This window comes from Micromonospora sp. (genome assembly GCF_048594385.1).
Lineage (GTDB): Bacteria > Actinomycetota > Actinomycetes > Mycobacteriales > Micromonosporaceae > Micromonospora > Micromonospora wenchangensis.
The window spans coordinates 1-3,729 of sequence record NZ_JBMDWU010000479.1; the positions used below are offsets into that span (position 1 = coordinate 1).

Sequence of the window (3,729 nt, forward strand, 5' to 3'; positions counted from 1 at the left end):
CCCCTCCTGTGGGCCTACGGGGGGGGGCCCCGCCGGCGGGCACCCCCTTGTTGCGCCTCCGATGAGTGGATCACCCTGGTCGGGCTGAGCCCTCAGCCCGCGGCCTCGGACCGACCGGTCAGTGCCCGCCACAACCCCGCGCACGCCTCCTGCTCGGTGTCGTAGGTCAGGCGGACGTCGTACACCCCGCGTTCGTACGCCCCGATCTCCCACCGCCCGTCGGCGCAGCGGCGGAGGAACCAGAAGTCGGGTGGCAGGGGGACGTGCTCGTGCACCCCTTCCAGTTCGAAGGCGTCCGGGGAGATCCCGGTCGCGAAGAGGGCGTTACGCAGCTCGTGCCGGTCCACGGTGACCTCCAGGGTGCGTCAACAGGCCGGGCTGCCCGGCGGCCGCCCGAACGGCCGGGCCGGGCACGGCAGGAGCCGACCGGGTCGGGGCGGCGGCGGATCAGCACACCGGGGCGGTACGCGGTCCGCCGCCCCGCCCACCCTGACGCGGCACGGCGTCGGCCGCGCACGGCGGGGTGCTCCCCCCGAGATACTCCTCGACGATGACGTGGTGGTCGAGGAGCCACTGCACGGTGAGCAGCTTGCCGGCCTGCGGCACGTACGCCGGGTTGAGCTGGAACTGGGTGCCCATGCCGGGCTGGGCGAACCAGGGGGCGATCGGGCCGGAGTCCACGTCGAAGGGCATCAGCACGCAGTAGGTGTGGTAGTTCGCCAGCGGCGCGGCGGGCGTGGTGGCCGGCGGGGTGGGCGGGGTGTTCAGGCTCTGCGGGGCGAGGGAGCGGGAGTTGAACGGCGTGCCGAGCGGGGCCAGGAAGCTGCCACCGGTGAAGCCGAACCGGTCGAGCCGGTAGCCGGGCAGCATGGTCTGCCGTTGCTTCACCGGTTTGCCGTCGGGGCCGAGGAAGAAGCCGTTCTCGGGCGGGAAGACCAGCGTCGTGCCGGCCCCGTTCACGGTGTAGTTGCCGACCCACTGCGCTTCGGTCTGCGCACCGAACCGCCGGTAGCCGGCGAGCAGCGGGCCGACCGGGCTCTCCGTCGGCAGCACGGCCGGCCCGAGCAGCCGGTTGTCGTCGTAGAACCGGGTGGTCTGCGGGGCGTCCGGCGGCAGGCCGGGCCGGCACAGGCTCGGTGTGTCGGGCGGCGGCTGCGGGGTGCGGCTGTGCGCGGCGCGGGCGGTGGGCTGCCCGCCGTGGCCGGAGCGGTTGCCGTCCGCCCCCGGGGAGCCGGAACGGTCGCCGTCCGACCCTCGGGAGGCGTCGTCGACAAGCGTGGCGGTCCGGGCCGTGCTGCCCGGCGTACCGGCCGACGGGGCGGCCCCGGGGAGGAGGGCCAGGGCCGCGCTGGAGAGCACGGCGAGAAGCCAACGGCTGCGTTTCACCATAAACCTCCTGGAACGGGACGATTGTCGCCCTCATCCTGTGGAGGTCAGCACGTGAAAGTGAGCCTTTGGGTGGTTCGTCCCCCGGTGGGGGGCGCATCCCGCCGCCCGGCGGCGATGCCGAGGCCCGGCCGCCGGGTGGTGGAGCCCGGGGTCAGCGCTCCAGGATGGCGGTCACGCCCTGCCCGCCGGCCGCGCAGATCGAGATCAGTCCCCGACCGCTGCCCTTCTCGGCGAGCAGCTTGGCCAGCGTGGCCACGATCCGGCCACCGGTGGCGGCGAACGGGTGCCCGGCGGCCAGCGACGAGCCGGCGACGTTGAGCCGGTCCCGGTCGATCGCGCCCAGCGGGGCGTCCCGCCCCAACCGGTCCTTGCCGAACTCCGGCGACTCCCAGGCCGCCAGGGTGGCCAGCACCTGCGACGCGAACGCCTCGTGGATCTCGTAGAAGTCGAAGTCCTGGAGGGCCAGCCCGGCCCGGTCCAGCATCCGGGGCACCGCGTACGCGGGGGCCATCAGCAGCCCCTCGTCGCCGTGCACGAAGTCCACCGCCGCCGTCTCCGACCAGGAGAACCAGGCCAGCACGGGCAGCTGGTGCTCGCGCGCCCACTGCTCGGAGGCGAGCAGCACGGTGGACGCGCCGTCGGTCAGCGGGGACGAGTTGCCGGCGGTCATGGTGGCCTGATCGGCGTCCGGGCCCCGGGTGCCGAAGACCGGCCGGAGCGCGCCGAGCTTGTCCAGGCTGGTGTCGGGGCGGAGGTTCTGGTCCCGGGTCAGCCCCAGGTACGGCGTCATCAGGTCGTCGAAGAACCCCCGCTCGTACGCGGCGGCGAGGCGCTGGTGCGAACGCAGTGCCAGCTCGTCCTGGGACTGCCTGTCGATCTGCCAACGCAGCGCCGTCCGGGCGGCGTGCTCGCCCATCGACAGCCCGGTGCGGGGCTCGGCGTTACGCGGCAACTCGGGCCGGAACGGCTGGTGCGGGCGGAGCTTCGCGGCGATCTTCAGCCGCTCGCCGAGGGTCCGGGCGCTGTTGAGCTTCAGCAGGGTGCGGCGCATGTCCTCGTTGATCGCCAGCGGCGCGTCGGAGGTGGTGTCGACCCCACCGGCGATGCCCACGTCGAGCTGCCCGAGGGCGATCTTGTTGGCGACCAGGATCGCCGCCTCCAGGCCGGTGCCGCACGCCTGCTGGATGTCGTACGCGGGGGTGTGCGGGTCCAGCTTCGAGCCGAGCACCACCTCCCGGGTCAGGTTGAAGTCCTTCGAGTGCTTGAGCACCGCCCCGGCCACCACCTCGCCGACCCGCTGCCCGGCCAGCCCGAACCGGGCGACCAGCCCGTCCAGCGCGGCGCCGAGCAGGTCGGCGTTGGACGCGCTGGCGTACCGGGAGTTGGACCGGGCGAAGGGGATGCGGTTGCCGCCGATGACCGCGACCCGCCGGATGCTCTGCACGATCCCGCCTCCGTTTCAGGACTTGCCCACAACCTACTGGCCAGTAGGCTACGCCTATGACCGACAGGTACGCGAGCTTCGTCCAATCGGGGGCCGGCCGCGCGCTGGTCAAGCGCCTCGGGCTGCCCGACCCACCGCGACTGCGCCGGTACGCCGTCGGTGACCCGCTGCTGCCCGGCCCGGTCCTGCTCGGCGCGGCCACCGGCGGTCGGCTCGGCGATCGGGTCGCCGCCCTGCTCACCGCCGCCGGGGTCGACGTGCGCACCGGAACGGGCACCGCCCCGCCCGCCGCCGGGCACGACGACTCGGCCGCAGCCGACGGACCCGCCGGCCGGGACGAGCGGGCCGGGAACGGCGGCGCACCGGCCGGGAGCGGGACGCCCGCCCGGTTCGGCGCCCTGGTCTACGACGCCACCGGCATCACCGACTCCACCGGCCTGCGCCAGCTCTACGACTTCTTCCACCCGCAGGCCCGCTCGGTGCTGCCCAGCGGCCGGGTGATCGTGCTGGGCACCCCGCCGGGCGAGTGCGGCCCGGCCCGGGAGGCCACCGCCCAGCGCGCCCTGGAGGGGCTGACCCGCAGCATCGGCAAGGAGTTCGGTCGCGGTGTCACCGCCCAACTGGTGTACGTCACCCCGGACGGGGACGCCGGCACCGCGACCAGCCTGGAGGCGACCCTGCGGTTCCTGCTCTCCGGCCGGTCGGCGTACGTCTCGGGGCAGGTGGTCCGGGTCGGCACCGGGCCGGCCGCCGGCCCGGCGGACTGGGACCGGCCGCTGGCCGGGCAGGTCGTGCTGGTCACCGGCGCGGCGCGCGGGATCGGTGCGGCCCTGGCCCGGGTGCTCGCCCGCGACGGTGCCCACGTGGTGGCACTGGACGTCCCCGCCGCCGGCGAC

4 protein-coding genes are annotated in these 3,729 nt (G+C 74.8%); 1 reads left to right on the forward strand and 3 read right to left on the reverse strand.

The features are described from left to right. Window positions 1-92 precede the first annotated feature (92 nt). The 3 genes from ACOJTC_RS25930 to ACOJTC_RS25940 all read right to left on the reverse strand — a co-directional run bounded on the left by ACOJTC_RS25930 (window position 93) and on the right by ACOJTC_RS25940 (window position 2,833). Window positions 93-347, reverse strand: a complete 255-nt coding sequence (locus tag ACOJTC_RS25930; protein ID WP_420118850.1) for a hypothetical protein — start codon at window positions 345-347, stop codon at window positions 93-95. Between the two features lie 100 nt (window positions 348-447). Next, the gene (locus ACOJTC_RS25935) at window positions 448-1,386 is read right to left on the reverse strand and encodes a TNT domain-containing protein (protein WP_420118851.1); all 939 of its coding nucleotides are present in this window, start codon (window positions 1,384-1,386) and stop codon (window positions 448-450) included. A gap of 154 nt (window positions 1,387-1,540) precedes the next feature. Next, the gene (locus ACOJTC_RS25940; RefSeq protein WP_420118852.1) at window positions 1,541-2,833 is read right to left on the reverse strand and encodes an acetyl-CoA C-acetyltransferase; all 1,293 of its coding nucleotides are present in this window, start codon (window positions 2,831-2,833) and stop codon (window positions 1,541-1,543) included. 56 nt (window positions 2,834-2,889) lie between these two features. On the opposite strand from ACOJTC_RS25940, the gene ACOJTC_RS25945 reads away from it, so the two are divergent. After that, a partial coding sequence (locus tag ACOJTC_RS25945; protein ID WP_420118853.1) for an SDR family NAD(P)-dependent oxidoreductase occupies window positions 2,890-3,729 on the forward strand: 840 nt, incomplete at its 3' end.